At 59.3% G+C, this 24,636-nt stretch carries 18 protein-coding genes; 10 read left to right on the forward strand and 8 right to left on the reverse strand.

Annotated elements, in window-relative coordinates; translation table 11 throughout:
- Positions 1 to 78: 78 nt before the first annotated feature.
- Together AC3RLQ_RS00305 and AC3RLQ_RS00310 are read left to right on the forward strand one after the other, a co-directional pair.
- Positions 79 to 576, forward strand: a complete 498-nt coding sequence (locus tag AC3RLQ_RS00305) for a hypothetical protein (RefSeq protein WP_493033267.1) — start codon at positions 79 to 81, stop codon at positions 574 to 576.
- A 68-nt stretch (positions 577 to 644) separates the two neighbouring features.
- A complete protein-coding gene (locus AC3RLQ_RS00310) occupies positions 645 to 1,841 on the forward strand; it encodes a YeiH family protein (RefSeq protein ID WP_493033269.1) in 1,197 nt (398 codons plus the stop codon).
- Here AC3RLQ_RS00310 and AC3RLQ_RS00315 read toward each other — a convergent pair whose 3' ends face one another.
- Positions 1,842 to 2,249 (reverse strand): RrF2 family transcriptional regulator, encoded by a 408-nt coding sequence (locus AC3RLQ_RS00315; protein WP_422321260.1) that lies wholly within the window; start codon positions 2,247 to 2,249, stop codon positions 1,842 to 1,844.
- A gap of 97 nt (positions 2,250 to 2,346) precedes the next feature.
- On the opposite strand from AC3RLQ_RS00315, the gene AC3RLQ_RS00320 reads away from it, so the two are divergent.
- From AC3RLQ_RS00320 to AC3RLQ_RS00330, 3 genes are all read left to right on the forward strand, one after another.
- Complete coding sequence (locus tag AC3RLQ_RS00320) at positions 2,347 to 3,705, forward strand: replication-associated recombination protein A (RefSeq protein WP_493033271.1); 1,359 nt, start codon at positions 2,347 to 2,349, stop codon at positions 3,703 to 3,705.
- Between the two features lie 176 nt (positions 3,706 to 3,881).
- A complete protein-coding gene (locus tag AC3RLQ_RS00325) occupies positions 3,882 to 4,595 on the forward strand; it encodes a 3D domain-containing protein (protein ID WP_422321262.1) in 714 nt (237 codons plus the stop codon).
- 116 nt (positions 4,596 to 4,711) lie between these two features.
- Positions 4,712 to 5,932 carry an alpha/beta hydrolase gene (locus AC3RLQ_RS00330; protein ID WP_493033274.1) on the forward strand — a complete coding sequence of 407 codons (1,221 nt, stop codon included), beginning with the start codon at positions 4,712 to 4,714 and terminating at the stop codon, positions 5,930 to 5,932.
- A gap of 7 nt (positions 5,933 to 5,939) precedes the next feature.
- On the opposite strand, the gene AC3RLQ_RS00335 is transcribed toward AC3RLQ_RS00330, so the two are convergent.
- Positions 5,940 to 6,566 carry a YiiX/YebB-like N1pC/P60 family cysteine hydrolase gene (locus AC3RLQ_RS00335; protein WP_493033276.1) on the reverse strand — a complete coding sequence of 209 codons (627 nt, stop codon included), beginning with the start codon at positions 6,564 to 6,566 and terminating at the stop codon, positions 5,940 to 5,942.
- Between the two features lie 84 nt (positions 6,567 to 6,650).
- Positions 6,651 to 9,110: a PVC-type heme-binding CxxCH protein gene (locus tag AC3RLQ_RS00340; protein ID WP_493033278.1), complete on the reverse strand. Its 2,460-nt coding sequence runs from the start codon at positions 9,108 to 9,110 to the stop codon at positions 6,651 to 6,653.
- A gap of 137 nt (positions 9,111 to 9,247) precedes the next feature.
- Between AC3RLQ_RS00340 and AC3RLQ_RS00345 the strand changes: the two genes are divergently transcribed.
- The 4 genes from AC3RLQ_RS00345 to AC3RLQ_RS00360 all read left to right on the forward strand — a co-directional run bounded on the left by AC3RLQ_RS00345 (position 9,248) and on the right by AC3RLQ_RS00360 (position 12,885).
- Positions 9,248 to 9,445, forward strand: a complete 198-nt coding sequence (locus AC3RLQ_RS00345; protein WP_493033280.1) for a hypothetical protein — start codon at positions 9,248 to 9,250, stop codon at positions 9,443 to 9,445.
- 107 nt (positions 9,446 to 9,552) lie between these two features.
- Positions 9,553 to 10,251, forward strand: coding sequence for a two-component system response regulator CreB (gene creB / locus AC3RLQ_RS00350; protein ID WP_493033282.1), 699 nt, complete (start codon positions 9,553 to 9,555; stop codon positions 10,249 to 10,251).
- Entirely contained in the window at positions 10,248 to 11,675 is a 1,428-nt protein-coding gene (gene creC / locus AC3RLQ_RS00355) for a two-component system sensor histidine kinase CreC (RefSeq protein WP_493033284.1), read from the forward strand. Before creB ends, creC begins: the two co-directional genes overlap by 4 nt.
- Positions 11,676 to 11,721: 46 nt before the next feature.
- A complete protein-coding gene (locus AC3RLQ_RS00360) occupies positions 11,722 to 12,885 on the forward strand; it encodes a diflavin oxidoreductase (protein ID WP_493033286.1) in 1,164 nt (387 codons plus the stop codon).
- Between the two features lie 71 nt (positions 12,886 to 12,956).
- Here the strand turns inward: AC3RLQ_RS00360 and AC3RLQ_RS00365 are convergent, their stop codons facing one another.
- Positions 12,957 to 15,365 carry an ATP-binding protein gene (locus AC3RLQ_RS00365; protein WP_493033288.1) on the reverse strand — a complete coding sequence of 803 codons (2,409 nt, stop codon included), beginning with the start codon at positions 15,363 to 15,365 and terminating at the stop codon, positions 12,957 to 12,959.
- 100 nt (positions 15,366 to 15,465) lie between these two features.
- Here AC3RLQ_RS00365 and AC3RLQ_RS00370 point away from each other — a divergent pair, with 100 nt between their 5' ends.
- Positions 15,466 to 17,565 (forward strand): prolyl oligopeptidase family serine peptidase, encoded by a 2,100-nt coding sequence (locus AC3RLQ_RS00370; RefSeq protein WP_493033290.1) that lies wholly within the window; start codon positions 15,466 to 15,468, stop codon positions 17,563 to 17,565.
- A 105-nt stretch (positions 17,566 to 17,670) separates the two neighbouring features.
- Here the strand turns inward: AC3RLQ_RS00370 and AC3RLQ_RS00375 are convergent, their stop codons facing one another.
- The 4 genes from AC3RLQ_RS00375 to AC3RLQ_RS00390 all read right to left on the reverse strand — a co-directional run bounded on the left by AC3RLQ_RS00375 (position 17,671) and on the right by AC3RLQ_RS00390 (position 24,626).
- Complete coding sequence (locus tag AC3RLQ_RS00375; RefSeq protein ID WP_493033292.1) at positions 17,671 to 18,867, reverse strand: 3-keto-disaccharide hydrolase; 1,197 nt, start codon at positions 18,865 to 18,867, stop codon at positions 17,671 to 17,673.
- Positions 18,868 to 18,940: 73 nt separating this feature from the next.
- Entirely contained in the window at positions 18,941 to 20,206 is a 1,266-nt protein-coding gene (locus AC3RLQ_RS00380) for a DUF1501 domain-containing protein (RefSeq protein ID WP_422321274.1), read from the reverse strand.
- Between the two features lie 89 nt (positions 20,207 to 20,295).
- A complete protein-coding gene (locus AC3RLQ_RS00385) occupies positions 20,296 to 23,904 on the reverse strand; it encodes a DUF1553 domain-containing protein (protein WP_493033294.1) in 3,609 nt (1,202 codons plus the stop codon).
- Between the two features lie 95 nt (positions 23,905 to 23,999).
- Complete coding sequence (locus AC3RLQ_RS00390; protein WP_493033296.1) at positions 24,000 to 24,626, reverse strand: response regulator; 627 nt, start codon at positions 24,624 to 24,626, stop codon at positions 24,000 to 24,002.
- Positions 24,627 to 24,636 lie beyond the last annotated feature (10 nt).

Consider the following 24,636-nt stretch of genomic DNA (forward strand, 5'->3'; position numbering starts at 1 on the left):
GAGATGTAGCGGAAATATAATCGAATAGTTCGTGAAAGGACGCGTCAGAGTGCAGGACAAGATTTACATCACCTCCTCATGAAGACTTCCCTCGTTCGCACGCTGACCTTTGGAACCCTGCTGCTGACATTCACCCTGACCTCCTGCGCTGATCCCTACGGCTATGGCTACGGCGGGGGCGGCTACGGTGGATACAATCAAGGCTATGGCGGTGGCGGCGGCTATGGCCGCTCCTCGGCAGGCGGCACCGTCGCAGGCGCTCTCATCGGTGCTGGCGCGGGTGGCATCATCGGTAATCAGCGCCATCGGGGCCTGGAAGGAGCCGCCATCGGCGGCGTCCTCGGTGCCCTTGCTGGCAGCATGCTGAGCAATAGCCAGCGTCAGTATCCCCAGCAAGGTTACGGCCAGTCGAATTACAACCAGCCTTATGGCCAGCAGAGCTGCCCGCCTCAGAATGGCTATGGCTATGGCCAGCAGCCAAATTACGGCTACGGCCAGCAGTCCAGTTATTACCCCGGCAATGGCTATGGCCAGCAGCCCGGCAACAATCCCTATGCCTTTGGCAACTGGCAGTAAAATCTCCTTCTCAGCGGGCGTTTGAATCGCGGTGGTTTTTCCACCGCGATTTTTTTACCCATTCAACCATGCCTGAAGACAACACCCCGCCTGCCGACTCCCAACCTCCTGCTGCAAACCATTGGTGGAATAATGAAGACTGGCTGGCGGTGCTGGCAGGGCTGCCGATTTTAGGGGCTCTGGCAGCAGGTTGGGCTCCGTCAGTATGGGTGATGATGGGGACGCTGGCTGCCTTCGCGGCTTTGTTTTTTGGGCCACGGGTGCTGTTTGGAGCGGTGGTGGTGCTTGCCCTGGCCTGGGCTTCTCAGCAGATCGCGGCGGTTTCGAGCATCAAGGCCTGGGGGGTGGAGTATGTCGTGTTTGCCCTGGGGTTGGGCCTGGCATGGAGCCATTTGCTGCCCATGCCTGACTGGCTGCGGGGCGCGGCCCGTGCGGAATTTTTCATCAAGGTGGGGATCGTGATCCATGGCGCCACCATTGCGCTGCCGGAGATCATGAAAGCTGGCGTGCCGGGCATGATCCAGGCGGTGCTGGTGATTCCGGTGGTCTGGTATGCCTGCTTCTTTTTCGCGAGAAAACTCAAGGTGGATGACGAGTTCGGCGTGATGCTCGCCACGGCAGTGTCCATCTGCGGGGTCTCTGCCGCCATCGCAGCCTGCGGTGCCATCCAAGGCGATAAAAAGAAGCTCTCCTATGTGACCTCACTGGTTCTGGTCTGCGCACTGCCGATGATCCTTTTCATGCCATGGGTGGCCAAATCGCTGGGATTGTCCGCCGAGGTGGCTGGGGCCTGGCTTGGAGGCACGCTGGATACCACTGCCTCAGTCACCGCTGCTGCCAAGGCCGTTGGTGAAAGGGCCATCGACATCGGCTCCATCGTCAAAATGTCCCAGAATGTCCTCATTGGTGTGGCTGCATTCATCCTGTCCATCTGGTGGACGCTGCGCGGTGGCGCTGCATCGGGGCAGAAAGTTTCGGCGGCGGTCATCTGGGATCGCTTTCCCAAGTTTGTGATCGGTTTCGTCATCGCCTCGATCGCGTTCTCGTATTTCATTCCGGCGGATGCGCTCAAAACGGCCAAGGATCCGATCAAGAACTTCCGCGATGTGTGGTTCGCCGCTGCGTTTGTGTGCATCGGTCTGGAGACGCGGCTGGGGGAACTTTTTACACTGGGCGAGGGCAAGCCGGCGCTGGCCTTTCTCGGTGGTCAGGTGTTCAATATCGCATGGACGCTGATCCTGGCCATGTGGCTCTTCGGAAAGTGATCAAATATCAAACGACACCGTCTCGCGCGAGCGTTCCTGGGCGATGATCTGTGCCACGGTGTGCTCCGCAAACCACTGGGCCACCTGGTCGCGCAGGCCGCTGAAGACCTGCCCCAACGCATCTTGGTCCGCCCCTGGGATGGGGTCAAACGGGCCGTCGAAAAGCGTCACCACCTCTCCAATCGTGATTCGCGCCGGGTGGGTGACGAGCTGGTAGCCGCCACCCACGCCGCGCTTGCTGCGCAGGAGGCCGCCGTTTTTCAGGGCCAGCAGGATCTGCTCCAGAAACTTCAGCGGGATGTGTTCCTTGCTGGCCAGATCTTGGATGGAGAAATTCGTGCCCTCGCGCTCACGACCCATCGCCACGAGGGCGCGGAGGGCGTATTCGGCTTTTTTGGAGAGCTTCATGGTCAGGTGCTATCGAGCACCAAACCGCAGCAGGTGCAAACTGCGATTTGCCGTTGCGGCCATTCAGCTTCATTCATCGTTACTACATCTGACCTGAATGGCTGACGATTTTTTTGCCTCACCGCCCCCTGAACCACCACGTGCGGGTGCAGCGGTGCACCATGCAGGCGCGCCACTGGCCTCCCGCATGCGGCCGCGCACGCTGGAGGAGTATGCCGGCCAGCAGCACATTCTGGCCGAGGGCAAGCTGTTGCGCCGTGCCGTGCAGGCGGACCGCTTTTCTTCGATCATCCTCTACGGACCGCCCGGGGTGGGCAAGACGACGCTGGCGCACATCATCTCTCAGGAGACGAAATCGCGCTTCGTCACGCTCAGCGGCGTGGAGAGTAGCGTGGCGGACATCCGCAAAGAGGCGGAGAATGCGGGGCATCATATCCGGCTCTATAACAAGACGACCATCCTCTTTGTGGATGAGATTCACCGTTTTAACAAAGCGCAGCAAGATGTGCTGCTGCCGCATCTGGAGCGCGGGACGCTGCGCTTCATCGGCGCGACCACGCACAATCCTTTCTTTTATGTGAACAGCCCGCTGGTCAGCCGCTCCCAGGTTTTCACGCTGGAGCCGTTGGGCATTCCCGACCTTGAGGCGCTGATGGACCGCGCCTTGAGCGATGTGGAGCGCGGCCTGGGTGGCATGAATGCCCGTATCGAATCGGACGCGCGCCTGCATCTCGCCACCGTGGCGGATGGGGATGCGCGCCGCTGCCTCAATGCGCTGGAGCTTGCCGTGCTCTCCACGCAGCCGAATGCCGCGGGCGAGATTGTGATCACGCTCGCGGCTGCGGAGGAGTCCGTGCAGCAAAAGACCGTGGTGTATGACGGGGACGGCGATGCGCACTACGACACGATCAGCGCCTTCATTAAAAGTATGCGCGCGTCAGATCCCGACGCGGCGCTGTACTGGCTGGCCAAGATGCTCTATGCCGGGGAGGACATCCGCTTCATCGCCCGGCGCATTGTCATCGCCGCCAGCGAGGACATTGGCATGGCTGATAGTAACGCTCTGCGCGTTGCAGTGGCTGCGCAGCAGGCCGTCGAATTCATCGGCATGCCGGAGGCGCGGATCATTCTGGCGCATGCCACCATTTACAATGCCACCGCGCCGAAGAGCAACCGCTCCTACACCGCCATCGATGCCGCTTTGGAGGATGTGAAAAACGGACGAACTCTGCCTGTGCCGAAGCACCTGCGGGATGCCCATCACAAAAAGGCTGCCAAAGAGTTTGGCCATGGGGAAGGGTACTTGTACCCGCACAACTATGAGGGAGGCTTCGTTCCTCAGCGCTGTCTGGAAGGCGGGAAACAGTACTACGACCCCACCGCCAACGGCCTCGAAGGCCGCATCAAAGAGCGCCTCGACCACTGGCGAAAGCTGTGGGACGAGCAGGCAGAATAAGAGGGAAGGGGAGGCAACACACTCTGCTCGGCTGGCTTGAAGGCGAGAAGTGAACCTATCCAGAAGGTATGGAAATTAAGGTCTATTAAACTTTAACAATATGGAATCTATTCTTTTTATATTGAAGATATATGAAAATTACGGTATCTTTTTCGCAATTCCAAAACTATCCAGCCATGTACAACTCACGTTTGATGACCTCTGGCCTCTGTGGTGTCTTGATGGCCACGCTTTCTAGCTGCGCTCTGCCTAAGCAATCGCTGCTCTCTACTTGGAAAGAAATGCGGCACAAATCGTCCGCCCCACTGCAAACAGGCGTCAAATACGAGGTGCGCAAGGCCTTGGCCAACAATGTTCCGTTCCGTCCCAGCACGATCAAGCGCTACACCTTTGTGCTGGATGATCCTAAGCCGCCGCTGCTGGCAGCTTCAAATTTGTATCGCAATTCTCAGATGCGAGTGCGCACCACCGCCTACACGCATGATGAAAGCGATCACATCATCTATGGGGTGAAGAATGCGATCGGCACCAATTTGAGATTTGGCAACGTGCGCAGCGCTGCGGCAGACTGGTCGCGTTTTCCAGTCGGCACGCTGTTCCGCATCGCCGGCCAACCCGGCGTCACCTATGTGGTGGATGATTACGGCAGCGCCCTTGTCGGCACCGGCACCATCGATTTGTACAAACCGAACCGCTCCATGATGGACAACTGGGGAGTGCGCCATGTGGACATCGAAGTCATTCAGTGGGGATCGTATGAAAAGAGCATGGACCTCATGCGCGACCGCACCAAATGGCGCCACGTGCGCGCCATGATGGAAGGCATTGAGGCGCGTCTGCGCACGGCGGCACTGCCACATGGCAAGATGCCGTTCACGGCAGCGCTTTAAATCAGAGACTTAAGGCTCCCGCTCCTTTCGTGATGAGTCATTACTCGGATCGCTAAAACTGCATCCAGGGAAATCAGCGATATTCCACCGCAGTATGTGGCGTTAGAACCACACACATGCGTCTCGCCCTCCTTTCGTTGTTCCTCTTCGCAGTCACTTTCAGTGCTGCTCAAAACAAACCGGGTGGACTGCCCTCCATCACACCGCGGCAGATCGCGGCGGCTTTGGGAAAAACATCGACTTCCGAGGCGCAGCAAATGCTGCATGACCAGGTCGTGCGCCTTTTTGGTAGGCAAAACCTGACACAAGGCAGGGCGGCGGCAAAGATTGAAGCGACCACGGTCGCCTGGGCCATCATTGACCCCAAGCCCGCACGAGTCGTGCAGCAGGATGGCACCTTGATCGGCGACATGACAGCCTTGGGAGAGGACGGCCTGCAGGTGCTCGTGACTGACCTGCCCAACTTCACCGAAACCGGTTACCGCGTGGAGTCTGAAGGAATGCCTCACCTCGCAGGCACGGTGCACGTCGAACATTTCGAGTACACTGCCGACAGCCTGCCACACAAAGATGTGCCGCAGGGCAGGCTGGAGAAGTTTGAGTGGAACACCAGCGAGGTCTTTCCCGATACTGTGCGCACGGTGACCGTTTACCTGCCCGCTGGCTTCAAGCCCGGAGAGGAAACCTGCCTCATGGTCTGGCAGGACGGCTCGCGCCATGCAGATCCCAACGGCTCGATGCGTGCCTCGGTGGTCTTCGATAATCTCATTCATAAGAAAGAGATGCCACGCACGGTGGGCGTCTTCATTGATCCGGGTCGCATGACGAAGCAAAAGCCCGGTGAGAAGGCCGCCAATCGTGGCTTTGAGTACGACTCGCTTGGGCCAGCTTATGCGAGTTTCTTGATCGATGAAATTCTGCCCGAGGTTCAGAAGCGCTATCAAACCAAGTTCCGACCTCAGCCTGAAGCCTGGGCCATCGCAGGTGGTTCCTCCGGCGGCATCTGCTCCTTCACCGTCGCGTGGGAGCGGCCTGACAAATTCCGCAAAGTGCTCTCCTGGGTCGGCTCCTTCGTGGATCTGAAAGGCGGAGATGTTTATCCCTCACTGATCCGTGCCTCCGAGCGCAAGCCCATCCGCATCTACCTGCTGGATGGCGAAAACGATCTCGACAACAAATTTGGCAACTGGCCCATCGCCAACAAGCAGATGGCTGCCGCGCTGAAGTACATGAACTACGACTTTCGCATCGACTGGACGCAATGCTTCCATGGCAGCAAAGGCATGGCCCCCAGTCTGCCCGAGGCTCTGCGCTGGCTGTGGCGTGATGTGAAGTAGAGTCCGCTCACCGCGTGGTGACGAGGTGCTTTTCCAGCGGTAGAACCGCCTCCAGCTGCTCCGCCTTGGCCAGATCACGCGGCGTGATCATCTCCCGGTCCAACGGCAGCGGATCTCCCGCGATGGCACGGATGACCTTTTCATGCGGACGCCAGTCGAGATCTCCCAGCTTCACCGTTTTTCCCAGGCGCTCCCCACTGGCCTTCAGGAAGCCTTTGTAGATAAGCTCCGAGCAGTAGATCTTTTCATCGTCCAGCTCATACTGGATGTCATACGGCAGCCCGATGAACTTCTCCGCAGCCGTGATCATGGCATCAATCTTCGGCTGAAAGGCGGGCTTTAACCGACACACTGCAAACTCCTCCTGCCGTCCTTGACTGACCCATCGCTCCAGCCGGGTCAGCCGCACCGGGCCGATGGCCTCCAGCACATGCCAGACGTTGTCTTGCTTCACCACAATGCCGCAGTGCGAATACGGCGAATGTGTGCTGCCTTCGATCGCATCAATGACTGGAATGTGAGGCAATGATTGGAACACGATGTCTCCATGCTGTGGTGTGTATGAAGAGATTGAGCCGGCCGACGCACAACTGGTGAGAAAGAGATGGATGGACAGCCACAGCGCACGCTTCATGGCTCAAGCCTAGCCAAACACCCGCCCCTATGTCACGCATATTCCAACAAGGGCATGGTTCTTTTAACTCTGTGGGCTGTACCCTCAGGGCTTGCTGCCAATGTAGGTAAGCACGTCTGCCACATCCTGCGCGCTGAGCACGCTCTCCAGTCCTTCGGGCATGATCGAAGTGGTCAGCGTTTTGAGTTCGCGGATGTCGCTGCGCAGCACCACGATATCAGCGCCGCCGGGGAGTCGAATGGTAATGTTGCCCGGTGTTTCGGAGGCCAGCTGGCCGACGAGCAGGGACTGATCCTTTTTCGTCACCTGCGTTGCGGCATTGCGCTGCTCCACGGCGCGGTTCGGATCGAAGATGGCCTCGATGAGCTGCTCACGCGGCTTGGTGGCCACTGTGGTCAGATCAGGCCCGACTTCCACACCGAGCTCACGCACTTTGTGACACACCATGCAGACCTTCTGAAACACCGCCGCGCCGCGTTTTGCATCTCCACTGAGGCTGGCTGCCTCCGTCACGTATTTGGCCACGACCTTCTGCCGGTTCGGATTCTGGTTGGTGATCATCGGCATCACGACCTTGCTGGGGGCTTTCTGCGGCACCTGCTTGAGCAGAAGCTTCTCAAAATCACTGAACACCGCATCCGACAGCATGCCTGTGGCCGTCAAGGCTGCGGCACGCACCTGCGGCGTCAGCGGATGGATCAAGGCAAATACTTCATCCTCGCTCATGCCGCCAAGCTGCATCAGCGTGAATGCTGCCTGGATTCGCACTGCCGGTGCAGCGCCGAGCAATGGCTTCAGCGCGGCCACCACAGAGGTCTCATTCCGCTCAAGCAACAAACGCTGCGCCGTGTCACGCATCCACCCATTGGCAGAACCCATCGCAGCAATGGGATCGAGCATGGCAGTCCCGCCTTTGGGCGATCCGGCTGCCGCCCCGCTCTTGCTGATGCGGTAAATTCTTCCGCGATCCTCCCCGCCGCGCAGATCCAGACCGCGTGCGATCTCAGCCGGAATCCATTCCGGGTGCTCCAGAACGAGCCGGTACATGTCCACCACATACAGCGCGCCATCCGGCCCTGTGCGTGCCATGCTGGGGCGGAACCAGTTGTCCTCACTGGCGATGAACTCGCTTTTCACATCGTCTGGATGGCGTCTGCAGGTGATGGTACCGCCGTCGTAATTCAACACTTCACGATGCACCAGATTGTTGGCCGGTTCGCAGATGAACATCACCTGCGCGCCATCGGTGCCGAAGGTGTTGTCCCGAAAGGGCATCGGCGAGCAGCCGGAGGTCAGCGTGTTGACTGCGCTACCCTGATTGAAGCGGCGCACAGGCGGGCTTGCGGGGTAGAGGCGCCTCTCATCATTCATGTCACTGCGGATGGATTTTACCACCGCTTCCGGATGACGTTCGAGATACCGAAACGGCAGCCAGTAGTGCCAGCCGATGGTGCTGTTGTTGTTGCCGAACCAGTTGCCAAAATCATCGCGCCACTTGCCGTATTGACTGCGTCCGCCTTCCAATGCGAACTCGCCGGTGCGTGGATCAAAGCGGAAATCGTTGGTGCCAAGGGCGATTTTCTTGCCCGTCTTCACACAGGTGATGTCGCCGCCGCTGTCCCCATTCGCTCCGTAGAACCAGCCATCCAGCCCCCAGCAGAAGCCATTCACCAAATGCTGCGGATTGCCGGCGGTGAAGCCGGTGTACCAGGTCTCACGTTTGTCGCACTTGCCATCGCCATCCGTGTCCTCGGCATAAAAAATGTCCGGAATGTTGGCGATGAAGACCCCGTTCTTCCATGGAGCGAGCCCCGTGGGATGCTTCAGCCCGTCGAGGAAGAGGGTGGACTTGTCGTACACACCGTCGGCATTCGTGTCTTCGAGGATTTTGACGCGCCCCATTTGCAGGTCAGAAACTTTTTCCTGCCCCACGCTGCCATCCTTGGTCTTTTCGCCGGGGGCAAAGGGGTAGTCCCCCATCTCCACCACCCACATGCGGCCTTTCGCATCCCAGTCGATGAACACCGGATCCTGTACCAGCGGCTCAGCGGCCACTAGCATCGCCTCAAATCCCGGCTTCACATGCAGCGCCTTCAGAGAATCCTGCGGCGACTTCGGCGCGGGTCCGGGCACCTTGAGCAGTTCGGCAAACGGAATGCGCTGCTTGGTACCACTCCACATCGCGCCATCATGAAAGGAGATGCCGTTGTCGCTGCCATCCACGCGAACGATCAGTGGCAGGCTGTTCGCATCTCCCGCCTTGCCTTCGCGCATGACCTGTGACCAGCCTTCGTCCCATTGCAGGCCTTTTTTGGCACGTTCCTTTGGCACAAAGAGAAACACACCGTACTCACGCGCATTGGAGAGCACAATGTCCTCATGGCCATCGCCGTTTAGATCCACAAACCGCACGCCATTGTCACGGCCTTGATTGTCCTGTAGCTTGGCGGCGTCTGGCAGCGCATAGTCGCGCAGGGCAGGCGGCACCTCGACGGCATTGAGAATGCTGCTGCAGATCAGGAGGGAGAGGATGAGTCTTGGCATGACGATGGGTGGAGTGTAAACCAACGCTGCTGCCAGCCGATTTCCTTTGGGGGAAGTCGAATTTGTGGAGTGCGTTTTCACGTCCATTTCATGCCGGCTTCATCAAGGTTTCACGTCCCTTTTGAGCATGGACGTCGATGAAAGCATTCCGCCTCTCCCTGCTGCTGGCTGCCTGTCTTGTACTGGTAGTAATCTTGAGTCCCATATTCAGCGCCCCGCTTGATGAAAACGGGCGGCCTGTCCTCTTCGATGATGAAGATGAGTTCTGCGCTGTGCCTGAAAACGAGTCTGAACTGGATTCGGAAATCTGCTCTATCTCCCCAGGCTTGACCTAACAACTCATAGCGAGTGCTGATAAGATGCGCAGTCGGATGATGAAGAGATTCCAAACAAGCGTGTTGTCAGCGTCCCGTCAGCGGTTCAAACATTCACCCCAGCCGAAATGCCTGCCAAAATCCTCATTGTCGAAGACGAGCCTTCCATCTGCGAAAATGTCGTGTATGCGCTCGAAGCCGACGGCTTTGCCGTCACGAGTGCCGCCACGGGCAATGCTGCTCTGGAGCAGATGAAATTGCAGGATTTCAGCCTTGTCATACTCGATGTCGGACTGCCCGACATGACAGGCTTTGAGGTCTGCAAAACGATCCGCAAGACGCAGTCGCTGCCGATTCTCTTCCTTACCGCGCGATCCAGCGAAGTGGACCGGGTGGTGGGGCTGGAAATCGGCGGGGACGATTATGTGGTGAAGCCCTTTAGCCCGCGAGAGCTCGTGGCCCGCGTGCGCGCCATCCTGCGGCGTGTCTCGGCCATTCCGCTCCCTGCGAATGGCTCTGACACCTCCATCCCGCTGGTCATCGACGACACCCGCTGTCAGGCCATTTACTTCGGCACTGCGCTGAATCTGTCGCGCTACGAATTCCGCATGCTCAAAGCTTTCGCGGCGCATCCTGGTCGAGTGTTCAGCCGCGAGCAGCTTATGGATCATGCCTCCGAAGAGCCGGATGCCTCCATGGAGCGCACGGTGGACACGCATGTCAAAACGTTGCGCGCCCGCATGCGCGGCGTGCGTGAGGGGCTCGACCCCATCGTCACGCATCGAGGCATGGGCTACTCACTTCTCGAAACCTGGCCCGACGCATGAGCCTCACCGCGCGCTTTTTGCTGGGCTTCGCCGTAGTGGCGACGGTGGGTTTGTTTGTGCTCTTTACACAGCTCATCCACCGCGTGGAGCGGCAGTACTTTGAAGCCATCGAAGAGCCGATGGTCGATGTGGCCAATATCCTCGCGGAAGTCATCGGCGCGGATGCAGACAACGGTGTGCTCAAACCGCAGGTCGTCGAGAAGGCGGTGCGCGCGGCTCAGCAGCGCCAGCTCAAGGCGCAGATCTACAACCTTAGCAAGACGAAGGTGGACATGCAGGTCTATGTGACCGATTCGCAGGGGCGTGTGATCTTTGACTCCGCTGGCATTGAGAAGCCGGGTGCGATCTCCAATCATCGCGATGTGAACCTCACCCTCATGGGACAGTACGGCGCGCGCTCCTCCCGCATGAGTGAATACGATCCGCTTTCCATTGTCATGTATGTCGGCGCTCCTATCCTGCATGATGGCAGGACCATCGGCATGCTCAGCGTGGCCAAGCCCCAGCGCGGTGTGCTGGCTTTTGTGTGGGAGACGGAGCGCTGGCTGAAGTGGTCTATCATCACGACGGTGCTGCTCATGCTGCTGGGCATTTATCTCGCGGCACGCTGGGCCACGCGCCCGCTGGAGGTGCTGACCCAGCATGCTCTGGCCGTGAGCCGTGGGGAGCGCTCCACCTCTCCGCGCATGCCGGGGCATCAGATGAAGACTCTCGCTAAGGCACTGGAGGACATGCGGGATGCGCTGGAAGGCCGTGAATACGTGGAGCATTACGTGCAAAGCCTCACGCATGAATTGAAGAGCCCCGTGGCCGCGATCCTCGGTGCAGGTGAAATTCTTCAGGGCGATGTGCCGGAGCCAAAACGCGCTCGCTTTCTGCAAAACATCCATGCCGAAGCTGGCAGGCTGCGCGATCTGCTGGAGCGCCTGCTGCACCTGGCGGCGATTGAAAAGCAGAAGAAGCTTGAGACCAGCGAACGTGTCGATCTCGTGAGAGTGCTTGATGGTGCATGGGACCATTTGGCGCTCATCGCTCTGGCCAAAGAGGTGCGGCTGGAGCGTGATATCAGCGGCGAGCTCGTGGTCAAAGGGGATCCTTGGCTCCTCGAAATCGCCGTGGGCAACCTGCTGCAGAATGCCATCGACTTCGCTCCGAAAGGGAGTGTCATCACCGTTCGGGGTTATCGCTTTGACGCGCAGGTGGTGATCGAGATTGAAGATTCAGGCCCAGGCATCCCGGATTATGCCCGCACACGCGTCTTTGAGCGCTTCTACTCGCTGCCCCGCCCCGACAGCGGCAAGAAGAGCACCGGTCTCGGTCTCTGCTTTGTCAAAGAAGTCGCGCAACTGCACGGCGGCAGTGTGGAACTGACGAATCGTGAGGGCACGGCGGGAGCCAAGGCCATGTTGATTCTCCCTGGCTGAAGTCGGGCAGGTTTGACAACTTCAAGCGGCCTTCTAGGCTCCGCTCATGAGTACTCCTGAAGTCGGCAAGCCCGTTTACAACGTCAAGAACCCCTGCATCGCCAAGGTGAAGCGGATGTTCAACCTCTCCGGACCGGATGCGCCCAAGCACACAGCACATTATGAGATCGACCTCGGCGCTTCAGGTTTGGAGTACACGCCCGGTGATTCACTGGCCGTGCAGCCCACGAATGATCCGGCGCTGGTGGATGACACGCTTGCGGCGCTCGGCTTCTCAGGCACGGAAATCGTCAAGCACCCGAAGACCGCCGCCGAGGTGCCCATTCGGCAGGCCTTGATCGAAGGTGCTCTCATCACCGAGATCGACAACAAGCTCATCAAGGCCATCATCGAAAAGACGGAAGGTGACACCTTGCTGGCTGACCTCAGCGTGCCGGAGAAAAAAGAAGCGCTCAAAGAGTACCTCTGGGGCCGCTTTGTCGTGGACCTGCTGCTGGAAAATCCCATCGCGAAGTTCACGCCTGAGGAGTTCATGGCCACGCAGAAGAAGCTGAACATCCGCCTCTACTCCATCAGCAGCAGCCAGAAGGCGCATCCGACGGAGGTGCACCTTACCGTCGCCACGGTGCGCTACACCAGCCACAACCGTGCGCGTGGTGGCGTGTGCTCCACCTTCCTGGCTGAACGCGTGACGCCGAATGAGACGCTCATTCCCTGCTTCGTGAATCATGGCAAAGGCTTCCGCCTTCCCGAACCACACGAAGAGACGCCCATCATCATGTGCGGGCCGGGCACGGGCATCGCCCCGTTCCGTGCGTTCCTTGAAGAACGCAAGGCCACCAGTGCCAAAGGCAAAGCCTGGCTCTTCTTTGGGGAAGTCAGCGCCAAGTCCTGCTTCTTCTACAAGGATGAGTTTGAAGCCTATCTTGCCGACGGTACGCTGACCAAGTTCAGCACCGCATGGAGCCGCGATCAGGCCGAGAAAATTTATGTGCAGCACAAGATGCTGGAAAACAGCGCCGAGCTCTGGGCCTGGCTGGAGCAAGGGGCCATCTTCTATGTCTGTGGAGATGCTTCACGCATGGCCAGCGATGTGGACAAGGCGCTGCATACGATCATCGAACAAGAGGGTGGCAAGACGGCTGAGGAAGCCGCTGCTTATGTGCATGCGATGAAGGAAGCGAAGCGGTATCGGCGGGATGTGTATTGAGCAAGGTGCTGGGATTCCTTTCTCTAGCTCCGCAGTTCCAGCCGGGGTCGGAGACCCCGGCTGTTTGGCTTCTACTTCGCCAGCCACAAGATCCCCGTCGCTGTCACCTGGATGTTCTTCTTCATCGGGCTGAGCTTGAAGGTCTCAAACACAAGCGTGGCTGGATCATACTGATCGCGGATTTTTTGCGTGTCATCGGCGATCTGCTTTTCCAGTTCCGCCATGTCGGCTTTGAGAGAATCCAGCTCGCTCTGGGCGGCTTTGACATCCACGCCTTCCTTCCATGCTCGGGAGGCGCTACTGATGGTGCTGGCTTTCACGAGGCTGGTCTTGCGGCCGAAAATGGCACCGAGAATGCTGCTGCCAATCTCAACGGCAGCGCTCAGTTTGGCACCGCTGGATTGGGCCTGCTGCACATCCACCTTGCTTGCGGCTTTCTCGGCCTTGTCCTGCAGCGACTTCATCGTCTTCGCGGTTTTTGCGCGCAGTTCCTCGATGGCGGCGTCACGTTGCTCACGGGTCGTTTGTGTGATGCGCACCTTGAACTCGTCCTGCTTCTCGCCTGGGTTAGAATAGACCTCCAGCAGTGGTGAGAAGAAGAGTTCAAGGCTGTGATTGGCAAACACCCATTCGGTGAAGTCTTTCTTGATGCTGGTGTAGGTCGTCGTTTTCAGCGCGGGTCCGGGCAGGTCGGCATAGGCGGCGTTCTCCTTCGGTTCGCTTTCATACTTGGAGAGATCGTCATCCTTCGGCACATCGACAAATTTGTCCCACAGCACCTTCTGCTTCTCGATGTCGATCTCATTTACAAGCGTGATGATGCTGCGGCCGCTGATCTTCCGCTTTGCATCATCAAACATGACCGTCGCGCTGCGCAGGATGGCAGGAGTGTAGGTGATGCGCTCGCCGTCATCGTCGCTCGGCTGGAAAAGTTCGGTGGCGCCGTCAGGCAGCTTTGGTCGCAGGGTGTTGCGGTTGGTGGCAGCGGCACTGCTCGCACCGGGAGGAGCGAAGCCATCGTCCTCGGCTGCGGCGGCTTTGGAACCAGACTTTGGACGGATCGGGTCCATGAGCGCCTTAATCTGGGGACGCGAGAGCGGGCCGCTGAGGTAGCTCATCAGCCAGCGCACGGTGAAGACGACGGGATGGTCTTCATGCACGTTGTTCATGAGGAAGACGCGGTTGCCCAGTCCGGCTAGCGTCTGCTCCATGAGCTGGCGATCAAACTTGCCACCTGCTGTGTTGGCTGCTCCTTCGAGTCCTTCGAGCACCCGCATCTTGTCGCGCTCTGTTTGCAGGCGTCCGAGCCACCATGTGCCGATGTTTGCCAGCGCCTTGTAGTCGAGGTCCGCAGGGTTTTGCGTGGCCAGCAGGATGCCGAGGCCAAACGCACGCGCCTGTTTGAGCAAGATCATGAGCGGCTTCTTCGAAGGCGGCATCGCCGTCGGCGGGAGATAGCCGTAGATCTCATCCATGTAGAAGATGGCGCGCAGGGAGGTGGTGCCCTGCTGGGTACGCATCCAGCCAAGAAGCTGGTTCATCAGGAGCGAGACAAAGAACATGCGCTCTGTGTCGCTCAGATGCGCGATGCAAAAGATGGTGATGCGCGGCTTGCCCTCTGGCGTGTAGTACATGCGTTGGATGTCCAGCGCCTCGCCTTCCAGCCAGGTGCTGAAGCCGGGCGATGCGAGCAGATTGTTCAGCTTCATCGCCAGCGTGGTGCGTTTGGCCTCAGGCATAAAGCTTTCGAGATCCACCACGCCGACTTTGCGAATCGGCGGCTGCTGGATCTGGCGCACCAGATTTTCCAGTGTGATGTTTTGCCCCTTCTTCCAGCAGAACGCGACGATGTTGCTGAGCAGGATGTGCTCTGGCGACTGAATCGGGTCTGCATTGACGTTCAGCAGCCCGAGCATGGAGGACACGGTGCTTTCGATGCGGTCGCCGAGAGCTTCGGCATCGTCCATCACCTCGGCAGGCGGGCAGTTCAGCGAGCTGAGAATGGACACGGGCAGCCCCGCATTGCTGCCAGGTGTGTAGATCGCCATGTCCACTGTGGCGCGCAGTTTTTTGATGCGGTCCGCGCTCTGGCCCCAGTCGCCGAGCCCTTTCTGCCACAGCGCGGATTGTGCCGCTGCATAATCGTCGGGCGATTGTCCTTTGCGCCGTGCTTCGTCTTCATTGATCCACGGGCGAAACTCCTCGGGCGTGAGATTGGGGAAGGTGAGCAGCGCATTGCCGATGTCGCCTTTTGGATCGATCGCGATGACCGGCACGCCATCCATTGCCGCTTCTTCGAGCAGGGATAGGCACAGGCCGGTCTTGCCGCTGCCCGTCATGCCGAGCACCACCCCATGCGTCACCAGATCCTTCGAGTCATAGAGGATGATGTCGTCTTTGACCTGCTTTGAGGCGAGATCGTATTCACGACCGAGGTAGAAAGTGCCGAGCTTTTCGTATTGATCAGGAGAGATGAGCATGGTGGCTGGAAAGATGTGCAATGAGCGTGGCGGGGGCGGGTGGGATTGCAAAATGAGAATTGGAAAATGCAAAGTTTGAAATGACAGGCAGGATGCCACCATGCGTGCCGCATACCTGTTCCTCATGACCACCGCCTCTCTCACCGCCGAAGTTTTGACCTATCCCCAGACGCGCAAGGAAGACGTGGTGGACACACACCATGGCGTGAAGACCGCCGACCCGTATCGCTGGCTTGAGGATGACAACTCGGAGGAAACCAAGGCCTGGGTGAAGGCGCAGAATCAGGTGACGTTTTCGTATCTGGAAAAACTACCGCGTCGCGAGGAGATCAAGACGCGGCTGCAGAAGCTATGGAACTACGAGCGCATGGGGCAGCCGTTTGAGCATGGCGGCCGGTGGTTCTTTACGCACAATTCGGGCCTGCAGAATCAAGCGGTGCTGATGACGGCGGAGTCGCTGGCAGGGGAGTCGAAGGTGCTGCTGGATCCCAATGCGATGTCCAAGGATGGTACGACGTCGTTGTCTGATTATGCGCCTACGGAAGATGGCAAGCTCATCGCTTACGGCGTCTCCGAAGCCGGGAGCGACTGGACAACCCTCCGCGTGCGCGACATCGCCACCGGGCGCGATCTGGACGATGTGGTCAAGTGGGTGAAGTTCAGCGGCGTGTCCTGGCGGAAAGATGGCAGCGGCTTCTACTACTCACGCTACGATGAGCCGAAGGCCGGTGCGGCGCTCACGGCAAAGAACGAATTTCACAAGCTCTACTTCCACCCGCTGGGAAAACCGCAGAGCGAGGACTTACTCATCTACGAGCGCAAGGACGAGCCGAAATGGGGTTTTGGTGGCGGCGTCACGGAGGATGGCGAGTATCTCGTCATTCAGGTCTGGCTTGGCACGGAGCCGAAGAACCGCGTGTTCTACCAGAAGATTTCCGGTGGCGGCCCTGTGGTGGAGCTGCTCAAGGACAACGATGCACGCTATGACTTCATCGACAATGAAGGACCGGTCTTTTACTTCCGCACAGATCTGAATGCGCCGTGCTTCCAGGTCATCGCCATCGATGTGCGCAAGCCGGAACGTGGCAGCTGGCGAATCGTGGTGCCCGAGGTGCCGAAGGTGCTGCTGGAAGGCGTCAGTACGGTGGGCGGGCAGATGTTCTGCGAATATCTGCGGGATGCGAAGACCGAGGTGAAGTGCTTTGATCTCGACGGCAAGCTCATCCGTGATGTGGAACTGCCCGGCATCGGCAGTGCGGGGGGCTTTGGCGGTCATCGCCATGATACCACCACCTTCTACACCTTCACCGGATTCACCGAACCGGGCGCCATCTACCGCATGGATTTGAAAACCGGCGAGAGCAAGCTGTGGCGGAAACCGAAAGTGGACTTCGACGGTTCCGCGTTCGAGACGCAGCAGGTGTTCTTCCACAGCAAGGATGGCACCAAGGTGCCGATGTTCATCGTCCACAAAAAGGGACTGAAGCTTGATGGCTCAAATCCGACGCTGCTTTACGGCTATGGCGGCTTCAACATCAACCTCACGCCCGGCTTCTCCGTCTCACGCGCCGTGTGGCTGGAGATGGGCGGTGTCTTTGCCATGCCCAACCTGCGGGGTGGGGGCGAGTATGGTCGCCAGTGGCATCAGGCCGGCATCAAGCTGGGCAAACAGAACGTCTTCGACGATTTCATCGCCGCTGCTGAATGGCTCATCGCGCACAAATACACCACGAGCGCCAAGCTCGCGATTCAAGGCGGCAGCAACGGAGGCTTGCTCGTCGGTGCATGCATGACGCAGCGTCCCGAACTTTATGCTGCCGCTTTGCCTGCCGTGGGTGTGCTCGACATGCTGCGTTTCGAGAAATTCACCATCGGCTGGGGGTGGAAGAGCGATTACGGCAGCGTGGAAAACCCTGCGGAATTCGGAGCGCTGCTGAAATATTCGCCTTATCACAACCTCAAGCCCGGCACGCGGTATCCGGCCACGCTCGTGCTAACGAGTGATCATGATGACCGTGTGGTCCCTGCGCACAGTTTCAAGTTTGGTGCTCGTTTGCAGGAGTGTCAGGCAAAGGATGGACCGCCTACGCTGATCCGCATTGAGACCAGCGCGGGGCATGGGGCTGGGACGGCACTGAACAAGACGATCGAGAAGACGGCGGACGAGTGGGCGTTTTTGGTGAAGGCGCTGGGGATGTGAGTGGAGTCGTTTTGAGTTCTCCTGCAAGGTGCGATGGACAAACCTTGGCCGCCGGGTGTGAAGGGCGCGCTGATCGACGGACAGGAGTGTCCATCGCACTTCCAATCATTCCCGCACAAAGAAATTTGCGAAGGTTATCGGGGTGCCGAAATCTGCGATGCCCACGTGGCCTTTCGCTGGGCCTTCGAGCGTGGCTTCCAGGGTTTGCGGATTGGCTTCCTGCGTTTCAGTCAGCGTCGCGGTGGCTTTCGTGCCGTCGAGTTTGAGACGGAGGCGGTACCATTTGCCGAGCTTCACTTGATCCGGGCCGAAGACGATGGGAGCTTTGCCGGTGCCGATGAGGACGGCGGGGCTGGTTTGACCACGAACGCAAAAGCCGGTGCAGGGCGTGTTGAGGTCGGCGGATTTGAGGAGTTGGAAGTCCGCGATGAATTCGCCATTGGCGATTTCAGCCTCGCTCCACAGTGGCGTGGATTCCTGGCCGTCGGTCGCTTCGAGTTTGATGTTCCAGTTGGAGGGTTTCCAGTGAGCTTCGGTTCCTGCTGCCACTTTCCAGCCACGCAGATCGAGGCCGTTGTAGAGATGCTTCCAGCCTTGATCCAGCGGGGCGGAGTCGGCGGTGGTGGCACCGGTGGAGGGCAGTTCTTTGATGCGCACATTGCGGAACTCGACGGATGCGCCTTCTGATTCGAGGGCAAGGTAGCCTTTGCGCCAGAAGCATTTGTCACCACCGCTGACAACCTTGCCATTCACGGCGAGGGTGAGCGTGCCGTTGTTGCCGGTGATGCGGTAGTGGTTCCATTCGGGCGAGGACTTGCTGCGTTCCTCGCTGGGAAAGCTGCGCTGGCCGTTATGGTCGCCATGCGGCTCCATGGTGGCGCCGTGGATGGGGAAGACATCGCCATGCGTGGTGAACCAGCGCGGCTTTGTGGGATCAGCGTGCTTCATGTAGCCTTGGTCCAGCACCTGAACCTCAATGCCGCGGAGGAAGGGCACGCCCGGTGCGGAGATGGGGCTGCCCCAGATGAAAACGCCAGAGTTGCCGCCGCTGGTGAGGTGCCGCCACTCGCACTCCAGGATGAAATTTTCATACTGCTTCTCGGTGCGCATGGCGCCAGTGGGAATGCCTGTGCAGCGAATGATGCCGTCTTTGATGCTCCATGTCTCAGGTGCGCAGTTCGCATTCACCCAGCCGCTGAGGTCTTTGCCGTTGAACATGGGCACAAAGCCGTCGTCATCGGCAGCGTGGGAAAGGAGCGCGGTGGTGAGGGAGAGGGCGCAGAGCAGGGAGGCGGATTTCATGTGCAAAGAGTACGCCGATGGATGGCGAAGCTTCGCAAGGGAAAGCCGAAACTTGAAGGGCAGGAGCCTCGGCTCAGCCAAATAAAGCCGCAACCGGCTTGCCGCCATCGGTGATCGGCACGGGACGCGTGCCATCCATCAGCTCCTTGCTGGGATCGATGCCCATCGCGGCATGGATCGTTGCGTGGAAATCCACAAGAGGGACGGGATTCTCGACGGGCTTTTTGGATAGCTCATCGCTGACTCCGTAGGCACCACAGTGGTTGAGCCCGCCACCGGCGAGAACCATGGAGAAGGTGGTGCCTTGGTGGCCACGACCACCGCGTCCATCGAACTCTGGCGGGCGACCGAATTCCGTGCCGACGACGATCAGGGTCTTGTCGAGGAGCTTCTTGTCCTTCAAGTCGCGGATCAGCGCAGCAAGGGCGGTGTCGAGTTCCTGAATGAGGAGGTGCTGGTTTTTGTAGCCTTCGTTGTGAATGTCCCAGCCGGTGCCGTTCATGAAGTTGAGGTTGTGTGAAACCTCGATGAAACGCACCCCTGCCTGCACAAGGCGACGGGAGAGCAGACAGCGCTGGCCGAATTCACCACCATACGCATTGCGCAGTGCGGCGGGTTCTTCCTTGAGATTGAAATGCCGCATGAACTGCGGGCCGGAGAGGCTGAGCGCCTGCTCCTGAGCGGTCTTGTAGTCGGCAATGGCGGATTCCTTCGGTGCACGAGCCATGAGCGGCGCGAGCAATTGCTCACGGGTGAGCGCGCGTTTTTCATCGACGAAATCCGGACGCGAAAAGCCGGCGGGGCCGGTGTTGGTGTCGGTGAGATAGACGTAACCCGCCTTCGCGCCGAGGAAGCCCGGACCACGGCTGACATTCGGATAACCGATGAGGATGTACGGCGGCACCTCACCACCCACGGCACCGCGCTCATGCGCGATGATGGAGCCGATGCTGGGATACACCACGTTTCCAGAAATCATGCGCCCTGTGTGGACGATGTTCGTGGCGAAGGCGTGCTCGTCGATGACGTGATGATTCACCGTGCGCATCACCGTCACGTGCTCCATGACCTTGGCCGTCTGGCTGAGGTGCTCCGTTACCTGCACACCGGGGACGGTCGTGTCGATGGCCTTGTAGAGCGAGCCGGCGACCTTGGTCTTGTCCGTGTTGTTGCCGAGTTTCTTCGGGTCAAAGGTGTCGATCTGTGCCATGCCACCTCCCAGCCAGATGAAGATGCAATGCTCCGCCTTGCCCTTCGGCATGTGGACAGGCGTGTTGTTCGCAAACAACGGTGCCGCGCCAAATGCGGCGGCGGAGGTGAGAAAGGAGCGGCGTTTCATGATGTGATATCAAACGTTAGCAAAAGATCGGTTTCATTCTTTCTGGCCCCTCACTTTCGTGGGGTAGTGGAGGCCGGTGGTGTCATTCTTTATGGGCTAAACTCCCACTCAGGCGCGTTCAGCAGCGCCCACAGCACGTCTTCCATGCGGCCACGCCATGCAGGATCGAGTTTTTCCGTCGGCGGGTCACCTGCACGGGCGGCGGTTTCCTGGGCCATGCGCACCGTGGTGGCTTCGCCGTCGAGGTGATTGGACCAGCTCACGTATTTTTCGCGGGTGCGGGTGACAGCTGGTGTCTGGCTCTTAGATGCCGGCTGAATGCGCGCGTCAAAGCCAGCACTCAGGTGCTTCGTGTAAAGAGCACGTTCTTCAGAGGAGGGATGGCGGGTGAGGAGCTTGAGGAAGAGCTGATCGATGAACTGGTCGAGGGATTCGTTTTGCAACGCGAGGGTGGTGATGCCGTGGTCGTTGCTCAAGCGTGTGAGCCAGATGCCAAGCGTGCCGTTGCTTAGGATGGCGGGCTGCAACACGTTCGGATCGGCGTCGCGTTTGCTGATGGGATCCTGACGAGAACCACGCCAGCCAAAGGCGCTGAGCACATCCGTGACAGCCTGGATGCGGGGCAGGGCCAGGCTGGGGCGGTCGCGTTCATTGCTGGTGCTGGTGAGCATCCAACTGCGGTGCGGTTTGCCCAGATGGATGGCATTCTTGAGGTCGCGAGTATTGTCGATGTCGAGGCAGACTTCTTCGGTGTGGAAGGGCTTGCCGGTGGCTGCGAAGAGCGAGTCCACAATCTGCTCCGCCTGCAGGCGCCGTGGCGCTGGGCTGGTGAAGAGAGGGCTGGTCTGCTTCAAGGCTGGATCCGTGGCGCGCTGGTAGGCCTGGCTGTTCAAGATAAGACGCGCCAGGTGTTTCATGTCGTAGCCGCCGCTGACGAATTCACGACCCAGCCACTTGAGCAACTCGGGATGCGTGGGTTTGCCTTTCTCCCAGTCTTCGATGGGTTCCACGATGCCGCGGCCCATGAAGCGTGCCCACACACGATTGGCGATGACCTGGGCAAAGCGCTCATTTTGCGGCGCGGTGATCATGGCGGCCAGCACATCGCGGCTGTCTTTGGGATCTTCCGCAAGTTTCGCTGCGGCTTCATCGCAGAACTCAGCAAAGGGCCACTTAGGCTGCACTTTGGTGCCGGGCTGCAGCGTCACTTGAATCAAAGGTTTGCGACCTCCAGCGTGGATCTTATCCATCGGCACGCTGCTGGTCTTAGGCACTTCGATTTCCTTCGTGCCCAGCATGGCGGCGAGTTCGAAGAGATCCTGCTGCAACGATTTGCCAGTAGGTGAGTCGTGGCAGCGTGCGCATTTCATTTCCACGCCAAGGAATGCGGTGCTGACGATGGTCCCCTTGGCCGCCATCGGCACATCATTCTGCGAGGCCGTGCCAAATCCGGCGGGGCCGCCGAGGCGCTCGCTGCCGCGCATGCGGAGGAGTTCTGTGACAAAGAAGTCCATCGGCTTGTTGTCCTGCAACGACTCATACAACCACCAGCGGAAGGGGCCTGTGTTGTTCAGTGTGGGGTTGAGGATGTTTGGGTTCTCCGCCAGCACATCCTGCCAGTAGCCCATCCAGTTGTCTGCCCAGCGTGGGTCGGCGAGGAGTTTGTCGATGGCCGCCTTGCGGTCGGGGTTCTTTTCAAATGCGGCAATCTCCTCCAGCGATGGCGGCACACCCACGGTGTCAAGGTAGACGCGGCGCAGGAAGGTGAGGTCATCCGTCAGGGGTGTGAGCGTGAGGTGATCAGCACGAATCTCCGGCCAGTGTGCGCCTTCCTTGATCCACGTGGTCAACAGCGCGATCTCATCCTTGGTCAAAGGCTTGCCCTTGGGCGGCATGATCTCGTCTTCATCAGAAGAAGTGATGCGGGCGATGATGGAACTGTGATCCGGCTTGCCGGGATCGACCGCAGCACCGTCAGACTTGCCGCCTTTCACCGCATCTGCGAGCGAGTCGAGATGCAATCCGCCTTTGGCTTTCGCGCCGCGATGGCACTCGGTGCATTTGGCTTCGAGGATGGGCTGGATGTCCTTGAAATAATCAATGCTGCCTTTGTGGGCATCCTGTGATTTCACGCTGTCGATCTTCGCGGCGATGAACGCATCAATGCTCCCTTCGCCCGCTGGATTCTTGGCCAGCCATGCTTCCGCTGCTTTACGGCGCGTGGCCCAGTAAGGCGCGGACTGTGCGCGCAGCTCGGCGCGTTTCTTGGCGTTGATCTCAGCGTAGTGGGCGTTGCGCTCCTGTTCGTAAGCGGTCCAGCCAGCATCGTTATAAGCCACTTCGCGTTTGCCGGGGGTGATCAGTTTCCAGGTTTCAGTGCCTTGCTGAGACCAGGCGACAACGGTTTCACCGAGTTCGGGACGGCGTGCCGCCTTGCCAGCGTAGCTGCCCACCAGGGTCTCCAGCACGATGAACTGTGGTTTGCCGGTGCCTTCAAACTCGCACCACGATTCACGATTGCCTGGAGGCACAAAACGGAAGTCAGGACCCAAGTCGAGATAGCCTTGCTGGTCGGTCACCAGATGATGACCATCGCTGTCATTGGGTGGGAAGGGCGTGGTGAGGATCGTTTTGTTGTCGATGTAGAGATTCGTGGCGCCACGTGCGCGCAGCAGCAGGCGGTGTTTGCCTTTTGGGAATGTCACGCTGGCGGCAGCGCGCAGCAGGAAAGGGACGTGGCGCTCGCCACGCACTCCGGTGTCCACATACTTCTGCGGCACATCGAAGAAGCCGAACACGTCCTCCGTGTAGGTTTCACCCACTTTGGGGTGCTCACTCGGCCAAGCATTGGCTTCGGGCATGCCTTCCTCGGCCAGTTGCACCAGCACGCGTCCGGCAGGCACCTCTTTCTTCGCCACGGGTGGTGGCGGAGGCACAAACTGATACTTCGCTTTGAGTGCCGCGACATCCACAGGCCCACGATAGATCGCCACGTCATCCAGCCAGCCATTCAGCGAGTGGGAGGCTGCCAGCGTGGAGCCGCTGCCGATCATGAGTGAGTCTCCGTCAGTAACGGGTGCACGATCCGTCTCGCCACCCATGTCCCACACGCCGTCGGTTTCGCGTCCGTCGATGTAGCCTTTGATGCTCTTGAGTTTGCCAAAAGTATATGTGACCGCGACGTGGTGCCAGCCGGAGGTCGGCAGCGTGTCTTTGGACCACCAGCGGTGCCATGCGCCCTTCTTGCCGGGAACATCAGCACTGTGGAATAGGAAGCCGATCTGCGCACCGCCTTTCGCCGTTTGCAGACGCAGCGCGTAGTTTTGATTCTCTGTGCCAAATTCCTTGGTGCCAAGGCGGCCCTTGCCCAGGATGTAGGGACTGCCGCTGAGATCTGCCGCTTTGACCCAGGCCTCCAGCGTGATGGTTTCATTCAGACCAAAGCGCAGTTCTTCGCTGTCCTTGATGGTGAGGGCGGATTTCTTGCCGTCGCCAGTGAAGCGCTGGGCGGTGTTATCTTTCGCAAAGCCAGGGAAAGTCGGTGCACGTGGGCCGGAATCTTTCGCGTCTTCAAACCGCCACTGCATGACCGGCTTCGCCAGCGGTTTGTCCGTGGTGTCATTGCCGCCGCTGTCGTTTTGAGCGGAAGCGAGGGTGGTAAGCAGAAGTGTAGCAAAAACAGAGACTGAGCGCGTCATGCCCCTACCAACGCCGGATTGCGGCCGCTTTCAGCATTTCGGGCACCCCACTTTCGTGAGGGGGCGGATCGCCCCGGCCACTTATTGGGGATATTTCACACCTGCACCAGTCCACGGCGGATCGCTTCGGCGGTGGCCTGGGCACGGTCGTTGACTTTGAGTTTCATGAGAATGCGGCTGACGTGCTGCTTCACGGTGTCTTCGCCGATACCCAGGGTGGCGGCGATTTCCTTGTTGGCATTGCCTTGCGTCACGAGGGCGAGGATCTCGCGCTCGCGTGGCGTGATCTCCGGCTCCGCCAGGCGGTCTTTGAGCCGCTGGGCGATGTCCTCAGGCAGGCTGCGTTCGCCTTTGGCCACGGTGCGGATGGCGGCGAGGAGATTGTCCCGCGAGGAAGATTTTTGCAGATAACCGAGGGCACCCGCCTTGAGCGCCGCCTGGATTTCATCGTCGCGGGCAAAGGTGGAGAAGATGAGGACGCGGGCGTTGGCGTGATCGCGCAGCAGCGCTGCTGTGGCCTCGATGCCGCTGATGCCCGGCAGTTGCAGATCCATGAGGACGACGTCCGGCCGCTTCTTGGCAAAGAGTGCCGAGGCCTCTTCACCGCGATCGGTTTCACCCACGACCTTGAAATCGTCCTCAAGCTCCAGGGAGGCCACGATGCCGCTGCGGACGACGAAGTGGTCGTCGACAAGCAAGAGTGAGATGGGGGAGGCGGACACGGCGGTGTGG

It is taken from the genome of Prosthecobacter sp. GW821-HT29F12, from assembly GCF_058803405.1.